Genomic DNA, 19,793 nt, shown 5'->3' on the forward strand with positions numbered 1-19,793 from the left:
CTTAGTTGGCCAGTTCCAGCAGCAGACGGTTCAGGCGGCTCACATAGGCGCCGGGATCGTCCAGTTGCTCGCCACTGGCGAGCGTGGCCTGATCCAGCAATACCGCGGACAGCTCGCTGAAGCGCTCCTCGCCTTTCTCGGCTTCGAGCCGCTGTACCAGCGGATGGTCCACGTTGATCTCGAAGATCGGCTTGCTGTCGGGCACCTTCTGGCCCGCCGCTTCCATGATCTTCTTCATCTGGGCGCCCATGTCGAAGTCGCCTACCACCAGACAGGCCGGTGAATCGGTCAGGCGATTGGTCACGCGCACTTCCTGAACCCGGTCGTCCAGCGCCGTCTTGATGCGCTCCAGCAGGTCCTTGTGCTCTTCGGCGGCCTCTTCCTTGTGCTTCTTGTCCTCCTCGGTTTCCACCTCGCCGAGATCCAGATCACCGCGGGCGACGTCCTGGAACTGTTTGCCGTCGTACTCGTTGAGGTAGCCCATCATCCACTCATCGATACGGTCGGACAGAATCAGCACCTCAATGCCTTTCTTGCGGAACACCTCGAGATGCGGGCTGCTCTTGGCGGCGGTGAAGCTGTCTGCGGTGATGTAGTAGATCTTTTTCTGGCCTTCTTTCATGCGGCCAATGTAGTCATCCAGCGCGACGTTCTGGGTGCTCTCGCCGGTGTGGGTCGATGCGAAACGCAGCAGGCCGCCGATTTTCTCGCGGTTGCTGAAGTCTTCCGCCGGGCCTTCCTTGATGACGGTGCCGAACTCACCCCAGAATTTCTGGTACTGCACGGGATCTTTCTTCGCCAGCTTCGACAGCATGTCCAGCACTCGCTTGGTCAGCGCGGTGCGGATGCTTTCAACCGTACTGTCGTTCTGCAGGATCTCCCGGGACACGTTCAGGGACAGGTCGTTGGAATCGATCACGCCCTTGGCGAAACGCAGGTACAGCGGCAGGAACTGCTCGGCGTCGTCCATGATGAACACCCGCTGCACATACAGCTTGAGGCCGCGCGGTGCTTCACGGTTGTACATATCAAAAGGCGCGCGGGCCGGGATGTACAGCAGGCTGGTGTAGTCCAGCTTGCCTTCCACCTTGTTGTGGGACCAGGTCAGCGGGTCTTCGAAATCGTGGGCGATGTGCTTGTAGAATTCCTTGTACTCTTCGTCCTTGATCTCGGTACGCGGCAGGGTCCACAGTGCGGTGGCATCGTTGACGGTCTCGTACTCACCTTCCTTGCCCTCTTCTTCCGACTCGGCCTTCATCACCACCGGGAACGAGATGTGATCGGAGTATTTCTTGACCAGGCCGCGCAGTCGGAAGCCATCGGCGAATTCCTTCGCGTCGGATTTCAGATGCAGAACGATCTCGGTGCCCCGGTTGTCGCGGTTGACCGGTTCGATGGTGAACTCACCATCACCGTTCGACTCCCAGTGCACACCCTCTTCTTTCGGCGCACCGGCACGGCGGGTAAACACTTCCACCTTGTCGGCCACGATGAAAGCGGAGTAGAAACCAACACCGAACTGACCAATCAGCTTGCTGTCTTTCTTCTCGTCACCGGAGAGCTGCTGCAGAAACTCCGCCGTGCCGGAACGGGCGATGGTGCCCAGGTTCTGGACCACGTCTTCGCGGGTCATGCCGATGCCGTTATCCGCCAGCGTGATGGTGTTCTTTTCCGCGTCGAAATCCAGGCGGATTCTCAGCTCGGATTCCCCTTCATAAAGACTGTCGTCTTTCAGTGCGGCAAAACGCAGCTTGTCTTCGGCATCCGAGGCGTTGGAAATCAGTTCGCGAAGAAAGATCTCTTTGTTCGAATACAAAGAGTGAATCATCAGATGAAGCAGTTGCTTCACTTCGGTCTGGAATCCAAGGGTTTCTTTATTGGCTTCAACCGTCATGGCGTTTGTTTCTCCTGCTCTGTTAGGTTCGGTGGAGCGGCGCGGGCCGAAGGGGCTTTCCAAAACACGCTGTGAATACGTCCGTGTACGCTCGGCTCCGCCATCCATGGCTCCGCACGGTTTTGGAAAGCCCCTTCGGCCCGCACCACCCGACTTGAGAGTTCGCGTTGAACAGGGAAATGGGGGCACGCCGGGGCATTTCAAGCCCCGGGTGAGGCGGAAATCAGTCTTCGAGGAGGAAGTGGGCGCGAGCCGTGGCGATCGGCTGTGAACGGGATTTCTGCCAGGCGCTGATCATCACGTTGGCTACCCGGTTGCCTTGACGGGTCAGCCGGCATTCGGCGTAGGTTTCGCGGTTGAGACCGGCGCGCAGGTAATCCAGAGAGAAATCCACGATGCGCGGCATGCGCAGGCTGTCCTGGGACATCATCAGGTAGATGGCGGCGGACATTTCCATGAAGCCGCCGATCACACCACCATGGATAGCCGGCAGTATCGGGTTACCCAGGTTCTCTTCTTTTTTTGGCAGGCGGAAGATCAGATCATCGCCGAAGCGCTCGCATTCCAGACCGATAAAGCGGGCGTAGGGAACGCTTTCCAGCAGTCGGGAAAAATCGCCGCTCTCGCGGGTGTAGCGAAGAATTTCCGGGTCGGTCATTGTTCACCTCCGGTGATCAGTTCCCGATAGCCCTTGGGCGTTGCTTCCTTGCCGATGCGCATAAAGGTACCGACGCAGTTGGCGATGGTCTCGCCACCTTCCTGGTAGGCCTCGCAACGGGTAAAGATAATGTTGCGGGTAATCTTGTAGGTTTCTGCACGGGCGAACACTGGCATGTGGGGTTCTGCCGGGCGCATGTAATCCACACGCAGATCCAGGGTCGGGCAAAGCTCGAAATCCGTCAGCGCACAAATGATCACCGAACCGGAAGCGGTATCCATCAGTGTGGTAATGGCGCCTCCGTGGATCACGCCGGTATCCGGGTTGCCGATAATGCGATCGCTGTAGGGCAGGCACATCGTGAGGGTGCCATCCCCCGCTTCTTCCACGGTGAGGCCCAGCTCGCGGGCCTGATTCAATGTATCAATAAACCGGCGGACCCGGTTCATTCGGATGTCATCAGTCATGCAGTTTGCCAGTTCGGTTAACTGTTGGTTTTTTGCGAGGCTTCCGCCCGGGCGGCGGGCTCTTCGAATACTTTGCCGACGCGCAGGGCGTGCAGCGCATCAGAGCAGAATTCCCGACGGTAGAGAATCGCCACCACCAGGGTGGAAGCCGCAATGAACGCCACCGGGTGGACGAACCACGCGACCACCGCCAGGGCGTAGTAGTAGGAGCGAAGGCCAAGGTTGAAGGCATCCCCCGCCAGGTTGCAGACGCGCGCAGCGCTCTGGGCAAATGCCTCGCGACCGGCCGGGCTGATCTTGGTGTCGTCGGGTGGCGGCGCACCGCCGATCAGCACCGCGACAAAGTTGTACATGCGCATGGACCAGGTGAACTTGAAAAAGGCGTAGATGAACACCACCAGCAGCGTGATCATACGCAGCTCCCATACAGCCCGGCTCGGCAGGTTACCAAACGGCAGGGTGCTGAACACCTCCATGACTTCCTGGGTGTAACCCAGGGCGGTGATGATACCGGCCAAAATCAGCAGGCAGCTGGACGCAAAGAAGGCGCCGTTGCGCTCCAGATTGCCAACCACCGAGGCATCGGAAATACGGTTGTCTCTGCGCAGCATGACCCGCATCCAGTCTTCCCGGTACAGGTCGAGCGTGTTGGACAGGCAGGGCCGGTCATTGGCTTTGCGGCGGGAATACTCGGTATACCCTACCCAGCAGAGCACGAACCAGGCCAGCGCAATCAGTTCCAGAAATTCACCCATGAAGGATCCAACGTGCGGATTCAGAAAAAGGCAGGTCTGCGAATGGCTTATCATACACTTTGCTATAAAGTTGCTCCATAGGCCGGTGTCGGATAACCGGTCACGCCGACCTGGCGGATGTGATATAAACTGGCTCTATTCAATCCGGGATAGTTTCGAAGCCCCGGCCCAAGAACGAATGACAGGAGTTTGCTGTGATCAACCGGCTGTTCTTTCGCTGCCTGACTGTTTTATCCCTGATAGTGGCACTGGCGGGGTGTTCGACAAACCCGGTCACCGGGGAAAGCCAGCTTTCACTGATTTCAGAAAGCCAGGAGCTGTCTATTGGGGCGGAACAATATACCCCCACCCAGCAGACCCAGGGGGGGCAGTTTTACCTTGATCCGGAACTGACCATTTACGTGCAGGAGGTCGGCCAGAAACTGGCGGCCGTCAGCGACCGCCCTGACCTGCCCTACGAGTTTGTGGTGCTCAACAGCAGTGTGCCGAATGCCTGGGCGTTGCCCGGCGGCAAGATTGCCATCAACCGGGGCCTGTTGACCAAACTGGAAGACGAAGCCCAGTTGGCTTCGGTGCTGGGCCACGAGATTGTTCACGCGGCCGCACGTCACAGCGTTCAGCGCATGCAGCAGGGCATGCTGATAAGTGCCGGGGTGGCAGGCCTCGGGTTCGCGCTGTCGGATAACGAATGGGCCGGCCTGTTGATGGGTGGCGCAGCGGTCGGTGCGCAGATTGCGCTGGCCCAATACAGCCAGGGAGATGAGCTGGAATCCGACCGCTATGGTATCGAGTACATGGTGGAGGCCGGTTACGATCCCCAGGCGGCAGTGGAACTTCAGGAGCTGTTTGTGAAGCTTTCGGAAGGGCGCGAATCCGGCTTCATTGATGGTCTGTTCGCCACCCACCCGCCGTCCCAGAAGCGGGTCGACAGAAACCGGGAGCTGGCCCAGAAACTCGGCACCGGCGGCTACCGCGGCAAGGACGTTTACGATAAGAAACTGGCGACCGCCCGCAAACTCCAGCCAGCCTATGACGCCCACGACGCGGCCCTCAAACTGGCCAGTGAGGATGACTTGAGCGGAGCGCTGGCGAAAATTAACGAAGCCATCCGGATTGAACCCGACGAAGCCATGTTCTACGCCCTCCGTGGCCGCATCTACCAGGCGCAGGACAATGTGGCCAAGGCCGAACAGGATTTCGACAAGGCCGTGGCGCTTTACCCGGAAATGTTCAGTTACCGCCTCCATAACGGCCTCAACGCGCTGCAACAGGAAAAACTCGATAAGGCCAGGACCAACCTGACCAGGGCCAATGAAGTGGTGCCCACCTCCATTGCCTTTCTTCGCCTGGGCGACGTGGCCGTAAAACAGAACCGCCGCGAAGATGCCGTTCGCTATTACAGCACGGCGGCGGAAGCGGGTGGCGAGGTGGCCGAGGAGGCCCGCCGCAAGCTCGCCCAACTCACCCAGTAACGCCCTGCTGATGGTATGCAAAGGCCCGGTTTCCACCGGGCCTTTTTTGTTTTTGCCGTGGTGACACCATATCTCCGTCATCGCCCGCATTGACTTTTAGAGCAATAACTCTAAAAATCAGATGACATCAACAACAATCGGACGATTGCCATGATTGCAAAACGTATCCAGCCGATGGTCTTTCAGGCACGACGACTCTACGTGGAGCTCATGTTCCAGGTAATGGGGCGTGCGCTGCAGGCGGTCAGCGAAGTGGATGCCAGCGTTCAGAACGACGCGCGGGCACTGCCGGTGGGATTTCTCTTCGAGATGATGGTGATGCCCTACGGCTCCCGCCTCATTGTTGAACACGTGGGTAACGGTCGCTTTCATTACCACGGAACCTCGGCGCCCCGCCCGGTGGATCTTTCCATCCAGTTCAAACACATTGCCCATGCATTCCTGGTGCTGTCTTTCCAGGAGAAAACCTCGGTGGCCTTCGCCAACGATCGCATGCTGGTGGATGGCGACATCAGTTACGCCATTCGCATGACCCGGGTACTGAACCGGCTTGAGGCCTTCATTCTGCCCAAGCTGGTCGCCCAGCGGGCCGTCAAGGAATACCCGGCCAACCTGCATCTGCCGGAGAAGCTGGTGAGTGCGGCCCGCATTTACCTCAAGGTTGCATCCAATTTTGTCGAAACGGTGAGAGCATAATGTCGAACAAATACTACGAGTTCTTTTGCCCGGTGAAAGTCATCGCCGGGAAGGCTGCCCTCGAGCATATTCCGTACGAGCTGACCGGGATGGCGGCGAAACGACCCATGATCGTGACTGACAAGGGGGTGCGTGCGGCCGGGCTGCTGGATCCGGTTATTGCAGCCTGTGAAGAGAGCGGCCTGGAAATCGTCAGCATTTACGACGATGTGCCTCCGGATTCCTCCACCTCGGTGGTACGGGACATTGCCGGCATTTACCGCAGTGAGAAATGCGATTCGATCATTGCCGTCGGTGGCGGTTCCGCCATTGATACCGCCAAAGCCGTCAACATTCTGGTTTCCGAAGGCGGCGATGACATAGCGGCTTATGCCGGTGCCGGCGTTCTCAAGCACCCGCTCAAGCCCTTCTTTGTGGTGCCAACCACCGCAGGTACCGGCTCCGAGGTAACGTCCGTCGCTGTCATCGCCGACACCGAAAAGCACGTAAAGCTGCCCTTTACCTCGTCTTTCCTGCTACCCAACGCCGCGATCATTGATCCGCGTATGACCCTGACGCTGCCCCCTCACATTACGGCAGCCACCGCCATGGACGCCCTCACCCATGCCACTGAAGCGTTTACCTGCATGGCCAAGAACCCGCTGAGCGATGCCTACGCCACGGCGGCCATCAAGAAAATCAGCACGTCACTGCTGGCGGTGATGGACAACCCGAAGGACGCCGACAACCGTTTGGAACTCGCCGAGGCCTCGACCATGGCCGGCATTGCGTTTTCCAACTCGATGGTCGGCCTGGTGCACGCCCTGGGGCACGCGACCGGGGCCATCTGCCAGCTGCCGCACGGCTTGTGCATGAGCCTCTACCTGCCCTACGTGCTTGAGTATAATCTGGAGTCCATTCGCGGGCCGCTGGGCGAACTGTTGCTGTACCTCGACGGCCCGGAAGTGTACGCCGCCACGCCTGCGTCGCGGCGGGCAGAAGCCAGCATTTCCGCCATCCGCCGCCTACGGGACGCCCTGTACAAGCACTGCAAGTTGCCGCGAACACTGAAGGAAACCGGAAAAGTGGTGGAAGAGCAGCTCGAGCGTATCGCCGACGTTGCCCTGGACGATGGCGCCATCATGTTCAACCCGAAAGAAGTGACACTGGAAGACGCCAGGGCAGTTCTGCGTCGGGCCTGGGCGTAACCGCCGAGATCAGGTCTGTGCGTACGCCTGCTGTTACTGATTATCGTAGCAGCAGGCGTAGCAGACGCAGACAGTGTCAGCTTTTTTAACATGCCAATGAAATCATTGAAAAGGGCTTACGAAAAAGTAACAATCACCGGAGTACTGGCAGGGATGTAGCCGGGTTAGCACCATTTTCCGAGATCGAGGCCTTCCCCCAATATGCCAAACCGTGTATTCGTTCGCCCCAATGTGATTCCTGTTCTGCTCCTGATCTTTCTGGCATTGTCGCTGATGGCGCCAGCCCAGCGGGTCAGCGCGAATGAGCAAAGCGGCAAAATCCTCCATTTCAACGTGTCACCCAATGGCTACCCGCCGTACCTGATCGTCAAGGACCAGCAGCCCGCGGGTATCGTGTGGGATGTGGTCAGTCTGATTGCCGAGCGCATCGGCTACCAGGTGGTGCCAAAGAAGGTTCCCCGCAAACGGGTGGATTCGATGCTGCTTGAAGGTTTCATCGACGGCACGCCACGGGCCATTGAATGGACCTCCAACCCGGATCAGTTCCTGTTCACCGACCCCATTGTGGCGATTGAGGAGGTTCTGTTCATTCCAAGCACCTCAAAGCTGGTCTACCAGAAACCCGAGGACCTGTTTTCCCGCACGCTGGTCACTCATCTGGGTTACTCCTACCCGCTGCTGGAACCGTACTTCGAGTCGGAAAAGATCAAACGCTTTGACGTCTCCCGGGACCGGGACATGTTCACCTTTGTTCTTCACGGTCAGCGCTTTGATGCGGCGGTGGCAGATCGGCTGGTCGGTCAGTGGATCCTGCTGAACGAGGGCTGGCAGAATGAGTTCCGCATCTCCGAGGAAAGTATCAGTAACTTCCCGTTCCGCCTCATGCTCCGCAAAGACTGGGGCGACTTTGCGGAGCAATTCAACACCGAACTTGCAACGATTCGTGAAAGCGGCGAGCTCGACGCCATTCTTTCCCGCTATCGCTGAGCGACCGGATCATTCCAGCCGCCGCAACAGCAACATCGGCGACACACTCAGTACCGGGCGCAACTGCCAGCGCCCGAACAGTGCCAGCACGATGGCACTGAATACCGGAATCGGCAGCACCACGGCCCAATGCCACTGGAATTGCCCCTCGAACATGCGGAACTGCAGCGCCCACACGGCCGCCTCCGCGGCCACCACACCGAGAATGCCCGCGAACAGCCCCAGCAACGCAAACTCCAGCATGGTGCTGCGCACCAACAGCGACTGTCGGCCGCCGAGGGTTCGGAGCAACGCACCCTCCCGCTGACGATCCCGCAGCGTGGCGCTGACCACAGCCGCCATGACCACCAGCGCGGCCGCCAGAATCAACGCCAGGATCGCCTCGATGGCCTGGGTGACCTGCTGCACAATGTCCTGGATACGCTGGATAATGTGGTCAATCTCCAGCACCGAGACGGTGGGGTACTGACGGGAGAACTCGTTCAGTGCCGACTTGTTCGCACCGGGCAGGTAGAAACTGGTGATCCAGGTAGCCGGCATGGCTTCCAGCCCACCGCCAGGCGGAAACGCCATGTAGAAGTTGGGCTTCATGCTGTCCCACTGCACAGTGCGAATGCTGGTGATGGGTTCAGTGACCTTTTCCGACCCGATGGTGAAGGTCAGCCGGTCACCGACTTGCAGTCCAAGCCGGCCCGCCAGCTCGGCTTCCACCGATACCCCGGTGGTTTGATCCGGGGCAAACCACTCACCTTCGACAATTTCGTTGTCAGCGGGCAGGGAATCCATCCAGGTCAGGTTCAGCTCCCGGTTCAGCGCGCCCACCCCTTCATCCTTGGTGACCGCTTCCCTGACCGGATCACCGTTCAGGCCCGTCAACCGTCCCCGCACCATTGGATAGAGCGTATCGAGAGGCTGCCCTCTCTCCTGCCAGAAGTCGTCAATGTCATCGACCATATCCGGCGCGATGTTGATCAGGAAATGATTGGGCGTGTCCTCTGGCAATTGCGCCTGCCAATCCGCCAGCAATGAGGTGCGAACCAGAATCAGGGTGGCCGCCAGCATCAGTGTCATGGCGAACACGGCCATCTGCGACAGACTGGCACGACGATGGCGATACAAGCCGACCAGCGCCAGCCTCCAGGCATTGCCGCCACCGCTGATTTTGCGCAGGCTCAGCACCATCAGCCAGCCCAGCAGTGCCAGGGTACCGAGCAGCAGCGCCAGCCCACCAAGCAGCGCCAATACCAGAGAAACGTCGCCGGCGTACATCCACACCAGCCCGAACACCGCCAGCACCGCAATCACCATATCCGGGAGTGCTTCCCGCCCGGACTCGCCAGGCTGGGATCGCAACACCCGCATCGCCGGCACGTTCCGCAAGCGGCGGATGGGCGGATAGGCAAACGCAAAAAGCGCCACCAGTGCTGTCAGCAGTGCGGGTGCGAGCGCGGCCGGGTCCAACTGATAATCCACTTCCCGCTCCAGCACATCACTGAGTATGCGCGACATTAGCCAGTAAAGCGGCAAGGCGATGGCCAGACCACCCGCCGCGCCGGCCAGCCCCCAGAGCCCCAGCCGCTTGAGGTACAGGTTGCCAATGCCGCGACTGCGCACACCCAGGGTCTTCAGCAACGCCACGGTATCCCGCTGCGACAGCGCGTACTGGCGACTGGCAACGGCAACGGCCACCGCCGCCAGCATCACAGCCAGACTGCCGCCAAGCAGCAGAAAGCTTTCAGCTCGCTGCAGGGAACGGGAAAACGTCTCACCGTCTCTCACCCCTTCCCACTCGTGGCTGGGCTCAAGCTGCGGCTCAAGCCACTGGTAATAGGATTCCAGCGACGCTTCCTCACCGGCAAACAGATAGACGAATTCAACCCGACTGCCTTCCTGAATCACCTCGGTCGCCTGCACGTCATCCACATGCATCATCACTCTCGGCGCCAGCGCGGACAGGCGGAAGCCGCCGTCCGGTTCCCGCACCAGCAGACCCGACACAGTGAGTTGGAGATTACCCACCTCCAGGCTGTCCCCTACCTCGATATCCAGTAACCGGAGCAGACGCGGGTTGATCCAGACTTCACCGGGTGCCGGGCCCTGGGACACCAGTTCCCTTGGCTGGCCGGGTTCACGCTGGTACTCGATCTGCCCGCGTAAAGGATATTCGTTGCTGACCGCCTTGATCGCCACCAGCTGGAAGTTGTCCGCGCCAAAGACCATGGTGGAAAACTCCACCATCTCCCCAGTCTCCAGCTGCCGGTTACGGGCTTCATCCAGCCAGCGTTCCGGTATTGGCCGGCCATTTTCGGCTTCCAGTTGCCGGTCTGCCGCGAGGAATGAGCTGGCCGACGTGACCAGAGTGCGTTGCAACTGACTGGCAAACAGGGCAATGGTGGCTACTGTGGCGACGGCTATCATCAACGCCGCCAGCACCACCCGAACGTCTCGCTCCCGCCAGTCACGGCGAATTGACATGAGCTTTCTGGAAGCCGCCATCAGGACACAGGCTCCGCAACACGCTGCACGTTCGGCTCGCTCAGAACGCCCGCTTCAATGTTGAACTGCCGTGCGCACCGCCGCGCCAGGCGCTCGTCGTGAGTCACCATGACCAGCGTGGTGCCCTGCTCCCGGTTCAGCGCCATCAACAGATCCGACACCGCTTGCCCCGTGCGGTTATCGAGGTTACCGGTGGGTTCATCGGCGAACAGTACGACCGGGTCGGAAGCGAAGGCACGGGCGATGGCCACCCGCTGCTGCTCCCCGCCGGAGAGCTGACGAGGCGTGTGGTTCAGACGCTCTCCCAGGCCAACACGCTCCAGTAGCTCCCGGGCTTTTTTACCGGGCGATTCCACGCCCCCCAGTTCCAGCGGCAGCATCACGTTTTCCAGTGCCGTCAGCGCCGGCAGCAACTGGAACGACTGAAATACAAAGCCGACCCGCTGCGCCCGCAGCTTGGCGCGCTCGTCCTCAGACAGCTTGCTGATTACTGCGCCATCAAGCTCAACGGTGCCTTCGGTCGGCGTATCGAGCCCGGCCAACAGACCGAGTAACGTGGTTTTACCGGACCCCGACCGGCCTACGATCGCTACGGACTCTCCACGATTGATTTCCAGACTGACCCCCTGCAAGATCGTGAGCGTATCAGTCTCCAGGCTGACCTGATGGGTCAGGTTACTGACTTTCAGCATGGGTCGCTGTGGCCTTTCGCTAGGAACGTCGGTCTGGTTGCTCACGGGGTCTCCATTGGTTTTGCGTCTTTCAACAGGTTGTCTATGGATACGGTATCTTTGCGTCTGAGATCAATAATTTTCCTCGCTTTTCTGTTTGCCTTCTCTCAGGTGCAGGCAAATCAGAGCAGCGCACAGAGTACGTTACTGATCGTTGGCGACAGCCTGAGCGCCGCCTATGGCGTGCAGACCGACGAGGCCTGGGTAGCCCTGTTGCGCGCCCGCCTCGATTCCGAGGGCCTGGAGCAATGGGAGGTGGTCAATGCCAGCATCAGCGGAGAAACCACCGACGGTGGGCTGCGGCGTTTACCTCGCCTGCTGAAACAAAACAACCCCGACGTGGTCGTTATTGAGCTGGGTGGTAATGACGGCCTGCGAGGCTTTCCCCCGCAGGTCATAGAAAACAATCTGGCCAGGATGATCGAGCAGGTTCGAGAAGCAGGTGCGCAACCCCTGCTGGTCGGCATGCAGATCCCGCCCAATTACGGCGAGCGTTACACTCAGGCGTTCGCCGGCATCTTCCCGAAACTGGCCCGCCAGTACGATACGGCGCTGGTGGAGTTCTTTCTTGCCGGCATCTACGATCAGGACGGTATGATGCAGGACGACGGCATCCACCCCACTGCAGAGGCACAGAGCCAGCTTTTGGCCAACATCTGGCCGCAACTGGAGTCTCTGCTGAAATGATCACGGTGCGCGGAGACGCGCACCGGACGCAACGGCTCAGACCACCGACTGAATGTGTGCAATCGCGCGCCGTTCGGACCAGTAGTAACCGTCTCTCGAATGCTCCACGAAACCGACGTGACCGCCCCAGCGCGGCGCGTCCAGACGAACGTGCTGCCCCAGCAGCGCCCGCGATTCCGGATAACAGCGAGGCGAGAGAAACGGATCGTCTGCCGCGTTCACCATCAGCGAGGGAACACGGATATCACGCAATTTTCCCAGCGCGGAACAGCTCGCCCAGTAGTCCTCGGCATCACGGAAGCCGTGTAATGGCGCAGTGTAGCGGTTGTCGAACTGGCGAAAGGTGCGGATGTCCTCGAAGCCGCTGACGTCGATCAGATCCGGAAAGCGCGAGGCTTTCTCCTGCATCTTGACGTTCAGGTCCCGCAGAAAACGCTGCATGTAGATCTTCCGGCTCGGCTTGGCCAGTTCGTCGGCACTGCCGGCCAGATCACAAGGTACGGAATACGCCACAGCGCCACAGATACGGCTGTCGACCTGTTCCGATTGCTGGCCAAGGTACAACAGCGTCAGATTGCCTCCCATGCTGAATCCTGACAGAAACAGCGCGTTGTATTTCTGCGCCAGGCCGTGGTTCACCACCCGCTCCAGATCCTCGGTTGCACCACTGTGGTAAAACCGTGGCTGCAGGTTCATCACGCCGCCGCAGGAGCGGAAATTCCACGCCAGCACATCCCAGCCAGCGGTGAGCAGCGCCCGGGCAAGGCCCAGGATGTACGGCCTGCGGCTGTGCCCCTCCAGACCATGGGACAGCACCGCCAGCCGATCGCTGCCCTGACGGTACCAGTCCAGATGCAGCTGGTCGCCATCGCTGGTCGGCAAAACCTCTGTTTGCGGTTCGGTCATGCTGACCTTTCGGAATAATGTCGGCCATACGGACTGCACGTGGCCGTTGCGCAACCAGGGTGGCGGCCGGTAACGCAGTACCCGCTTGCCAATGTCCGGCGGAATGGGGTGGGGAGCTGACTGATAGTACAAAATTTAACCTTCTAATTCAGAGGGTTGACCCCGACGCATAAAGCCCTTAATATTCGCGCCTCTCGACTGTTCCCCGATAGCTCAGTTGGTAGAGCAACGGACTGTTAATCCGTTTGTCGCTGGTTCGAGCCCAGCTCGGGGAGCCACTTATTCCGAAATGCCGCCGCTTTACCCAAAGCAGCGGCATTTTTCGTTGTGGGCCTCAGAACACCTGGGGCCGCTGCATGAATTCCTGCAACACACGATAGAGAGTATAGCCGTCCTCGGCACCGGTCATCTCACGAATCGAATGCATCCCCAGTTGCGGCACACCGATGTCCAGCGTGGTCACCCCCAGATTACCGGCGGTCAACGGCCCGATGGTGCTGCCACACCCCATATCGCTGCGCACCACAAAGGTCTGGTACGGCAGCCCGAGCTCGTCGCTGATGTGGCGATACACCCCGGCCGAACGGCTGTTACTGGCGTAGCGCTGGTTATGGTTGACCTTGATTACCGGCCCCTGGTTGATCAGCGGCCCATGATTCTCATCATGCCGATCGGCGAAATTGGGATGAATGCCATGGGCGTTATCCGCCGAGATCATCATCGAACGGGCAATCGCGCGGGATCTGCCCACACCACACCAGCGATCCAGCACCGTTGAGAGAAATGGGCCCTGAGCGCCCTCGGCCGACATGCTGCCCACCTCCTCATGGTCGTTGCACACCAGCAGCGCCGGCTCTTCGCCGGAAGAATCCAGCAACGCCTGCAACCCGATGTAGCAGCTCAGCAGGTTATCCAGCCGCGCCGAGGCAATGAATTCCTCCCGCAACCCCACGAAAGCTGCTCCCTGGGCGTCGTAAAAACTCAGCTCGTAACCGAGAACCTTGCGCACATCGATGCCGGTTTCGCTGGCAATTTGCCGCTCCAGCAACGACGCAAACGAGGTGGTATCGGAGTCCGGAACCTGCATCAGCACCGGCGGGAGATCCGTTTGCGCGTTGACGGTGCGGTTGCTGTTGGCCTCCCGGTCCAGGTGGATGGCCAGGCTGGGAATAAAGGCCACCGGCTTGCGGAAGTCCACCAGGGTGTCCTTCACTGCGCCGCTTCCGTCCAGCAGGGTGACACGGCCGGCCAGAGAGAGGTCGCGGTCGAACCAGGGGTTCAGCAGCACGCCGCCGTACACCTCAACGCCGACCTGGAAGAATCCCTTGCGACGCAGTTCGGGATTCGGCTTTACCTTCAGGCAGGGGCTGTCCGTATGCGCGCCCACCATGCGGATGCCCTTGCCAACCACATCGCCCTGCCCCGTGCGGAAGGCCACGATCGATGACCCGTTGCGAATCACGTAGTAGCCCTGACCCGGCTCCAGCGACCACTCGTCTTTCTCATCGAGCGCGGTGAAGCCGGCCTGTTCGAGACGGGCCTGCATGGTAGATACCGCGTGCCAGGGTGTTGGGGAGGAATCGAGAAAGTTCAGCAAATCGTGATTAAACTGCGCGTGTTCCATGATGCTCCTGATTAACTGATAATGCTGCCGACAGTATGGCATGAAGCCAGTACCCGTCACACCAAATGCTACCGGGAGTTTACCTTGCCGCTACCACGATTTCTCGACATCGAGTACTGCCAGACCGACGACACCGTTTTCCCCACGGCGATCTCCTGGTCGCTGGAGGATGGTCGCCTGAAAACCGTCGTTATTGCGCCAGATGACAGCTGGATACCGGAAGACGGCGATCTGGGCGACGTGGACCTGCGCTATCTCGAGGAACAGGGGGTACCGATCATCGAACTGGCGCGGGAGCTGCACCAGGACCTGCCCGACCAGACCGTTTACACCGATGGCATGGACCCTGACGAGATTCTGATTGATCTGATCTTTAATGCCGTTGCCATGGAGCCGCCGTTTGAACTGGCACCGCTTACCGAGCTGATCACCCACCTCGACGCTGACAGCCTGGACGATCGCCGTCGCCAGCTGCTGTTCGATGAAGGGCTGGAACCCACCGTCGCTGAAAACGGCGTGTATTCCATGCTGCTGATGGCCCGCGAAGAAGGGCTGCTGGAGGACTGAGGCAACAAACCGGGGTTCGCTGAGGGAACTGTGACGCGGGTCGACGTAACACACCGTTACAGAAGGCAGAATCTGCCCGTACCCGCAATCGTCAGGAAACCCCATAACAATGAACAAGATGTTGCGACATTCCCTGCCGGCCGCTGTGCTGCCCATCGCCCTGCTCGGCGCCGACCTCGCCGCGGCCAGTGAAAAAGCCCGCGAAGACATGCATTACGTGGGCCTGTACGCCACCACCCTGAATCACCGCAGCATCGGCGAAATTTCCAATGAGGCGGCCTGGGGCCAGGCTGGAACGCTGGTGGTTGGCGGCCATATCACCGACCTGTTCCACGCCGAAGTGCGCGCCGGTGGCGGCTACAAGGACGCAACCACAGGCGACCTCACGCTCTCCATTGACTACTTCGCAAGCTGGTACATTGGCCTGCACTACCCCATTACCGAGTATGCCAACGTTTACGCCCAGGGCGGTTTCTCGCACATCAGCGGTGAAGCCGAGCTGACCAACCGCGACGCGGATGGCAACCGGCAGTTCCAGGAGCTTGAAGGTGATTTTCCCGACAGCAGCTTCAGCATCAGCTGGCTGGCCGGCCTGGATTTCGAAGTGATCGATAATGGCTTTCTGGTGTTCGAAGGCGGGCGGCTGTTCAAAGACACCGGCTCCGACGTCAACACCTTCCAGTTTTCCGGCGGCGTCCGCTACGAATTCTAGCGGGCGCCCCGTCAGCCGACACGCCAACTAGATCCGGTGGCGGATGTGCCAGCACCGGTGAATCCGCGCGTTGCGCTGGAAATCCTTGTCGATGGTGGCCCCAGACACCTCCTCCACGGCGAACGCTTGCTCCAGCGCCTCGTCCAGCTTGAAACGCCGGAAGTTGTTGGAGAATATCAGCAACCCTTCGGAGGTAAGCCGCTGCATTGCCTGCCGGATCAACCGCCCATGGTCCTTCTGGATGTCCAGCACGCCCGCCATGCGCGCGGAGTTGGAGAAGGTCGGCGGATCCATAAAGATCAGGTCAAACCGCTGATCCGCTGACGGCTTCGCCGCCAGCCAGGCCAGGCAATCGGCCTGCTCCACCCGATGATGGCGCGCATCCACGCGATTCAACGCCAGATTGTCTTCCGCCCATTGCACGTAAGTTCTGGACATATCCAGGCTCAGTGACCGGCTGGCACCGCCCACGGCCGCATGCACCGTAGCTGCACCGGTGTAACAGAACAGATTCAGGAAGCGTTTGCCGCCGGCGTGTTGCTGAATCCAGTGGCGCACGGGGCGATGATCCAGGAACAGCCCGGTGTCCAGATAATCCTTGAGGTTCACCTTCAGCACACAGCCATGCTCGTGCACATTGAAAAACTCACCGCTGGCCGCCTGCTTTTCATACTGGGAGGTGCCGGCCTGGCGCTGGCGCTGCTTGCAGACCATGTCACGGCGCTCGATACCGAGCGCCTCCGGAATCACAGCCAGCGCTTCCGCCAATCGTTCCCGGGCGGAACGCTCGTCCACAGACTTGGGTGCCGCATACTCCTGAACGTGTACCCGGCCGTCATAGATGTCGATGGCGAGGGCAAATTCGGGCATATCGGCATCGTACAGCCGGTAGCACTCGATGCCCTGCTTGCGGGCCCACTGACCTACCGTCTTGAGGTTCTTTTTCAGCCGGTTCCGCAGCATGGCAGCCCGTTCTTCATTGGCAATCCGGGGCTGAATTTCACCGGGGGTTCCCGGCTCCCGAGGCGTCATCGCGCTGGCCTGATCCACGCTGAACAATAACAGCTGTGCCGGCAGCTTGGCGTTAAACAGGTTGTACTGTTTGTAGCTCCGCAATCCAATGGAACGGCCAAACTCCGGAGCACCGGTAAAGACCCCGAGACGCCAGCCGGGCACAGCAGCCTTCACCGCCTCTCCCAGGGCCTGATATAGCGCCCCCAGCTCCTTTCGCTCACTCAGCCGCTCACCGTAGGGCGGGTTGGTCAGCACCAGCCCCTGCTGCGACCATTCGCCGTCACGTTCGAAGCTTTCAATGGGCCGGCACTCAACATGCACCAGCCCATCCAACCCAGCTCGCTGGATATTCTTCCACGCCGTGGCAATCACCCGACTGTCCTGGTCGTAACCGGCAAAGCGCGGCAGCTTGCCCTGTTTTCCCTCATAGGCGCGGCGCTCTGCTTCCTGGCGCAGCTGCAACCACAGCTCCGGCTGATGACCCGGCCAGCTTTCAAAACCGAAGCGGTCGGTATTCCGCCCCGGCGCAATATCCAGCGCCATCAGGGCCGCTTCGATCACCAGCGTTCCGGAGCCACACATCGGGTCGATGAAATCGCCGCCGGCTTTCGCTATCTCCGGCCAGCCCCCCCTCAGCAGGAGCGCCGCCGCCAGATTCTCCTTCAGCGGTGCCACGCCTTTGTCTGTGCGATAACCACGCATGTGCAGGCTGTGCCCGCTCAGATCCAGGCCGAGGGATAGCTGGCCCCGATTGAGGCGCGCTGAAATGGTGACATCCGGATTTTTGGCATCCACGGACGGGCGCTGCCCGCTGCCCGAACGCATACGGTCAACAATGCCATCCTTGACCCGCTGGGCGCCGTACTGGGTGTTGCGAATCGCCTCGTTCTGCCCCAGGAACGTAACCCGAAAACTGCCACTGGCGGGAATGTGTTGCTGCCAGTCGAGATGCACCACGCCGTCGTACAGCTCGTCACCGCTGGTGGCATTGACCTCGTCGATATGGAGGATCACCCGGTTGGCCAGCCGCGACCACAGGCATGCCCGATAACCGCTTTCCAGCGGCCCTTCTGCCCACACGCCCGCGGGCGCATTCCGCACCGGCTCCATGCCGAAGGAGCGAAGTTCATCCGCCAGAAGGTATTCAACGCCCTTCGGACAGGTTACGAAAAAGACAGAATGAGACAAATTCAACTCCAGAGGATATCGGTGTTCGGCTAACTGCATGGAATAGAGCATTTTCTCACGGAAAACGCCGGTTCGTTATGTCACACAACTATAAGAGCAACGTCATATAGATGAAATAATTAGTGTACATCGGCGCGAGGTTCGAACTACCTTGTAAGAGACGCGTCGTTCGGGAGAGCTTGAAAGCTTCTCCGTTAACAGGATCCTGACTGCTCTGGCCGGAGCTGGCAATAGTGGATAATCCCGGAGGGAAGCCACATGCCTGGGCCACAGTAGATGTGTACACGCTTGTTCTGTTAATCCATCAGTGAGGAACGGCATGAAAAGACAGAAAAGAGATATGTACGCTCGTGCATTCAAACGGGGTTACCTGGCCGGCGTGTCCGGCAAATCCAAAGACAGTTGCCCGTTAGAGCAGGCGGAAGTCCGCCAGGAATGGTTAAACGGGTGGCGTGAAGGCCGCACAGATCAATGGGAGGGCATGACCGGCGTATCCGGCATCCACAAACTGGCAAACGTCACAGCGTGACAGTCCGCTAACCCCGATCTTTAATCTGATCTTTTGAACACACAATTTGACGCAGTACTCAGAGCAACCGAAACGGGTTCTCCCGACCCGTACCATGCGATGAAGCGCCACGGGGTTCATTCCCCGCACGGGCCCGCTTAGCGGGCCCATCTTATTTCCCCTGTTTACTCACGCATCCCAGCCACCGTTCAGGATTTCGGCAGTTGCCGTATGGCCTCAACCGCCTCTTTGATCAGACCGGGGCCACGATAAATAAAGCCGGTGTAAAGCTGAACCAGTTTGGCACCCGCCTGAATTTTCTCGGCAGCACTCACACCATCCACAATGCCGCCCACGCCAATAATCGGCAGATCCTCGCCCAGCTCCGCGTGCAGCGCACGTATAACCCGCAGCGATGCCTCCCGTACCGGCGCGCCGCTCAGGCCACCGGCTTCTCCGGCATGGACATGCCCCTGCACTGCGTCTCGGCTGATCGTTGTATTGGTGGCAATAACACCATCCAGCCCCGATGCGCGCAGTGCTGCCGCCACAAAGCGAATGCCGTCATCGTCCATATCAGGCGCGATCTTGACGGCAATTGGCACGTAACGACCGTGGTTCTGTGCGCAACTGCCCTGCTCCTCCTTGATGGCATCCAGCAGCCGCTTGAGAGAATCTCCGAATTGCAGATCACGCAGCCCCGGGGTATTCGGCGACGACACGTTCACGGTGATGTAATCCGCCCGGGAGTAGACCGCGGCGATGCCCTTGCGATAGTCCGATTCGGATTCGTCGTTCGGCGTATCCTTGTTCTTGCCCACATTGATCCCGAGTATGCCGCGGTACTGGCGCTTGTCCACTTGCGCCAGCAGGTGCTCCAGGCCCTCATTGTTGAACCCCATACGGTTTATGATGGCCTGGTGCTCGGGCAAGCGGAACATGCGTGGTCTGGGGTTACCCGGTTGTGCCCGCGGGGTAACCGTGCCCACTTCGATAAAACCGAATCCCAGGGAACCCAGGGCGTCGAGATGGTCCGCGTTTTTATCAAGGCCTGCCGCCAGCCCAACTGGGGTTGGGAAGTCCAGCCCCATAACATTTACCGGGCATGCATCTATTTTTGGCGAGCATGCCTTGAGCAACCCCATCCGGTTGGCGAGATCGAGCCCGGACAGTGCCAGGTTGTGGGCCTGCTCAGGGGGCAAGCGGAACAAAAGGTTGCGGATAACACCGTACATCGAACAAAA

At 59.7% G+C, this 19,793-nt stretch carries 18 protein-coding genes and 1 tRNA gene; 9 read left to right on the forward strand and 10 right to left on the reverse strand.

Translation table 11 applies throughout. The features are described 5' to 3' along the window. Position 1: 1 nt before the first annotated feature. From htpG to DYI22_RS12845, 4 genes are all read right to left on the reverse strand, one after another. Positions 2 to 1,894 (reverse strand): molecular chaperone HtpG, encoded by a 1,893-nt coding sequence (htpG, locus tag DYI22_RS12830; RefSeq protein ID WP_213478495.1) that lies wholly within the window; start codon positions 1,892 to 1,894, stop codon positions 2 to 4. Between the two features lie 223 nt (positions 1,895 to 2,117). After that, a complete protein-coding gene (locus DYI22_RS12835) occupies positions 2,118 to 2,552 on the reverse strand; it encodes a PaaI family thioesterase (protein WP_213478496.1) in 435 nt (144 codons plus the stop codon). Then, positions 2,549 to 3,019 (reverse strand): PaaI family thioesterase, encoded by a 471-nt coding sequence (locus DYI22_RS12840; protein ID WP_213478497.1) that lies wholly within the window; start codon positions 3,017 to 3,019, stop codon positions 2,549 to 2,551. Before DYI22_RS12840 ends, DYI22_RS12835 begins: the two co-directional genes overlap by 4 nt. A gap of 17 nt (positions 3,020 to 3,036) precedes the next feature. Further along, positions 3,037 to 3,774, reverse strand: coding sequence for a DUF599 domain-containing protein (locus tag DYI22_RS12845; protein ID WP_213478498.1), 738 nt, complete (start codon positions 3,772 to 3,774; stop codon positions 3,037 to 3,039). Positions 3,775 to 3,968: 194 nt separating this feature from the next. Here DYI22_RS12845 and DYI22_RS12850 point away from each other — a divergent pair, with 194 nt between their 5' ends. From DYI22_RS12850 to DYI22_RS12865, 4 genes are all read left to right on the forward strand, one after another. Further along, complete coding sequence (locus DYI22_RS12850; RefSeq protein WP_323132912.1) at positions 3,969 to 5,246, forward strand: M48 family metalloprotease; 1,278 nt, start codon at positions 3,969 to 3,971, stop codon at positions 5,244 to 5,246. A gap of 150 nt (positions 5,247 to 5,396) precedes the next feature. Then, positions 5,397 to 5,942: a hypothetical protein gene (locus tag DYI22_RS12855; RefSeq protein WP_213478499.1), complete on the forward strand. Its 546-nt coding sequence runs from the start codon at positions 5,397 to 5,399 to the stop codon at positions 5,940 to 5,942. After that, positions 5,942 to 7,129, forward strand: a complete 1,188-nt coding sequence (locus DYI22_RS12860) for an iron-containing alcohol dehydrogenase (RefSeq protein ID WP_213478500.1) — start codon at positions 5,942 to 5,944, stop codon at positions 7,127 to 7,129. Before DYI22_RS12855 ends, DYI22_RS12860 begins: the two co-directional genes overlap by 1 nt. Before the next feature lie 201 nt (positions 7,130 to 7,330). After that, positions 7,331 to 8,116: a substrate-binding periplasmic protein gene (locus DYI22_RS12865; protein ID WP_213478501.1), complete on the forward strand. Its 786-nt coding sequence runs from the start codon at positions 7,331 to 7,333 to the stop codon at positions 8,114 to 8,116. Between the two features lie 9 nt (positions 8,117 to 8,125). Here DYI22_RS12865 and DYI22_RS12870 read toward each other — a convergent pair whose 3' ends face one another. Both DYI22_RS12870 and DYI22_RS12875 read right to left on the reverse strand, forming a co-directional pair. Further along, on the reverse strand, positions 8,126 to 10,612 hold the full coding sequence (locus DYI22_RS12870) for an ABC transporter permease (RefSeq protein ID WP_213478502.1): 2,487 nt from the start codon (positions 10,610 to 10,612) through the stop codon (positions 8,126 to 8,128). Beyond that, positions 10,612 to 11,304, reverse strand: a complete 693-nt coding sequence (locus DYI22_RS12875; protein WP_213478612.1) for an ABC transporter ATP-binding protein — start codon at positions 11,302 to 11,304, stop codon at positions 10,612 to 10,614. The genes DYI22_RS12870 and DYI22_RS12875 overlap by 1 nt, the downstream gene beginning before the upstream one ends. 84 nt (positions 11,305 to 11,388) lie before the next feature. Between DYI22_RS12875 and DYI22_RS12880 the strand changes: the two genes are divergently transcribed. After that, positions 11,389 to 12,030 (forward strand): arylesterase, encoded by a 642-nt coding sequence (locus tag DYI22_RS12880; protein WP_213478503.1) that lies wholly within the window; start codon positions 11,389 to 11,391, stop codon positions 12,028 to 12,030. Between the two features lie 36 nt (positions 12,031 to 12,066). On the opposite strand, the gene DYI22_RS12885 is transcribed toward DYI22_RS12880, so the two are convergent. Continuing rightward, positions 12,067 to 13,068, reverse strand: coding sequence for a YheT family hydrolase (locus DYI22_RS12885; RefSeq protein WP_323132913.1), 1,002 nt, complete (start codon positions 13,066 to 13,068; stop codon positions 12,067 to 12,069). Positions 13,069 to 13,138: 70 nt separating this feature from the next. Between DYI22_RS12885 and DYI22_RS12890 the strand changes: the two genes are divergently transcribed. Next, positions 13,139 to 13,214, forward strand: a tRNA-Asn gene (locus tag DYI22_RS12890). Between the two features lie 56 nt (positions 13,215 to 13,270). Here DYI22_RS12890 and DYI22_RS12895 read toward each other — a convergent pair. Next, positions 13,271 to 14,560, reverse strand: a complete 1,290-nt coding sequence (locus DYI22_RS12895) for a M18 family aminopeptidase (RefSeq protein WP_213478504.1) — start codon at positions 14,558 to 14,560, stop codon at positions 13,271 to 13,273. An 84-nt stretch (positions 14,561 to 14,644) separates the two neighbouring features. Here DYI22_RS12895 and DYI22_RS12900 point away from each other — a divergent pair, with 84 nt between their 5' ends. Together DYI22_RS12900 and DYI22_RS12905 are read left to right on the forward strand one after the other, a co-directional pair. Continuing rightward, a complete protein-coding gene (locus tag DYI22_RS12900; RefSeq protein ID WP_213478505.1) occupies positions 14,645 to 15,127 on the forward strand; it encodes a hypothetical protein in 483 nt (160 codons plus the stop codon). A 109-nt stretch (positions 15,128 to 15,236) separates the two neighbouring features. Next, positions 15,237 to 15,839: an outer membrane beta-barrel protein gene (locus DYI22_RS12905; protein ID WP_213478506.1), complete on the forward strand. Its 603-nt coding sequence runs from the start codon at positions 15,237 to 15,239 to the stop codon at positions 15,837 to 15,839. Between the two features lie 27 nt (positions 15,840 to 15,866). On the opposite strand, the gene rlmKL is transcribed toward DYI22_RS12905, so the two are convergent. After that, positions 15,867 to 18,041 (reverse strand): bifunctional 23S rRNA (guanine(2069)-N(7))-methyltransferase RlmK/23S rRNA (guanine(2445)-N(2))-methyltransferase RlmL, encoded by a 2,175-nt coding sequence (gene rlmKL / locus DYI22_RS12910; protein ID WP_213478507.1) that lies wholly within the window; start codon positions 18,039 to 18,041, stop codon positions 15,867 to 15,869. 319 nt (positions 18,042 to 18,360) lie between these two features. Between rlmKL and rmf the strand changes: the two genes are divergently transcribed. Then, positions 18,361 to 18,570, forward strand: coding sequence for a ribosome modulation factor (rmf, locus tag DYI22_RS12915; RefSeq protein WP_213478508.1), 210 nt, complete (start codon positions 18,361 to 18,363; stop codon positions 18,568 to 18,570). A gap of 188 nt (positions 18,571 to 18,758) precedes the next feature. Here the strand turns inward: rmf and DYI22_RS12920 are convergent, their stop codons facing one another. Next, positions 18,759 to 19,784, reverse strand: a complete 1,026-nt coding sequence (locus DYI22_RS12920; protein ID WP_213478509.1) for a quinone-dependent dihydroorotate dehydrogenase — start codon at positions 19,782 to 19,784, stop codon at positions 18,759 to 18,761. Positions 19,785 to 19,793 lie beyond the last annotated feature (9 nt).

Source organism: Marinobacter lipolyticus (assembly GCF_018424605.1).
GTDB classification, from domain to species: Bacteria; Pseudomonadota; Gammaproteobacteria; order Pseudomonadales; family Oleiphilaceae; genus Marinobacter; species Marinobacter lipolyticus_B.

Coding starts and splice junctions, on each gene's coding strand:
- DYI22_RS12895 (WP_213478504.1), bottom strand. CDS start 14,560: ATGGAACACGCGCAGTTTAATCACGATTTGCTGAACTTTCTCGATTCC.
- DYI22_RS12860 (WP_213478500.1), top strand. CDS start 5,942: ATGTCGAACAAATACTACGAGTTCTTTTGCCCGGTGAAAGTCATCGCC.
- DYI22_RS12875 (WP_213478612.1), bottom strand. CDS start 11,304: ATGCTGAAAGTCAGTAACCTGACCCATCAGGTCAGCCTGGAGACTGAT.
- DYI22_RS12870 (WP_213478502.1), bottom strand. CDS start 10,612: ATGGCGGCTTCCAGAAAGCTCATGTCAATTCGCCGTGACTGGCGGGAG.
- rmf (WP_213478508.1), top strand. CDS start 18,361: ATGAAAAGACAGAAAAGAGATATGTACGCTCGTGCATTCAAACGGGGT.
- DYI22_RS12845 (WP_213478498.1), bottom strand. CDS start 3,774: ATGGGTGAATTTCTGGAACTGATTGCGCTGGCCTGGTTCGTGCTCTGC.
- DYI22_RS12855 (WP_213478499.1), top strand. CDS start 5,397: ATGATTGCAAAACGTATCCAGCCGATGGTCTTTCAGGCACGACGACTC.
- htpG (WP_213478495.1), bottom strand. CDS start 1,894: ATGACGGTTGAAGCCAATAAAGAAACCCTTGGATTCCAGACCGAAGTG.
- DYI22_RS12880 (WP_213478503.1), top strand. CDS start 11,389: ATGGATACGGTATCTTTGCGTCTGAGATCAATAATTTTCCTCGCTTTT.
- DYI22_RS12840 (WP_213478497.1), bottom strand. CDS start 3,019: ATGACTGATGACATCCGAATGAACCGGGTCCGCCGGTTTATTGATACA.
- DYI22_RS12920 (WP_213478509.1), bottom strand. CDS start 19,784: ATGTACGGTGTTATCCGCAACCTTTTGTTCCGCTTGCCCCCTGAGCAG.
- DYI22_RS12865 (WP_213478501.1), top strand. CDS start 7,331: ATGCCAAACCGTGTATTCGTTCGCCCCAATGTGATTCCTGTTCTGCTC.
- DYI22_RS12835 (WP_213478496.1), bottom strand. CDS start 2,552: ATGACCGACCCGGAAATTCTTCGCTACACCCGCGAGAGCGGCGATTTT.
- DYI22_RS12905 (WP_213478506.1), top strand. CDS start 15,237: ATGAACAAGATGTTGCGACATTCCCTGCCGGCCGCTGTGCTGCCCATC.